Annotated in this window: 2 tRNA genes; both read left to right on the forward strand. The window is 47.9% G+C overall.

Going from position 1 to position 332, the window contains the following annotated elements:
• The first annotated feature begins 6 nt into the window (after positions 1 to 6).
• Positions 7 to 83, forward strand: a tRNA-Met gene (locus KO533_RS22475).
• A 144-nt stretch (positions 84 to 227) separates the two neighbouring features.
• Positions 228 to 304 (forward strand) — tRNA-Met (locus KO533_RS22480).
• Positions 305 to 332: the final 28 nt, after the last annotated feature.

Below are 332 nucleotides of genomic sequence, written 5' to 3' on the forward strand. Positions count from 1 at the left end.
ATCGGACGCGGGATGGAGCAGCATGGTAGCTCGTCGGGCTCATAACCCGAAGGTCGTCGGTTCAAATCCGGCTCCCGCAACCACTTTCTATATGTGTTTATAAAGAGAAACAGCTTATCGGGCTCAACTCCTTATAAACAACAGGCGAAGGTAGTCAGTTCAAATCCGGCTACTACAACCAATTCTTAGATGACAGAATTAAACAGTTATTAACAGCAACAATCGGACGCGGGATGGAGCAGCATGGTAGCTCGTCGGGCTCATAACCCGAAGGTCGTCGGTTCAAATCCGGCTCCCGCAACCACTTTCTATATGTGTTTATAAAGAGAAAC

This window comes from Shewanella sp. NKUCC05_KAH (genome assembly GCF_019345585.1).
GTDB lineage: Bacteria > Pseudomonadota > Gammaproteobacteria > Enterobacterales > Shewanellaceae > Shewanella > Shewanella oncorhynchi.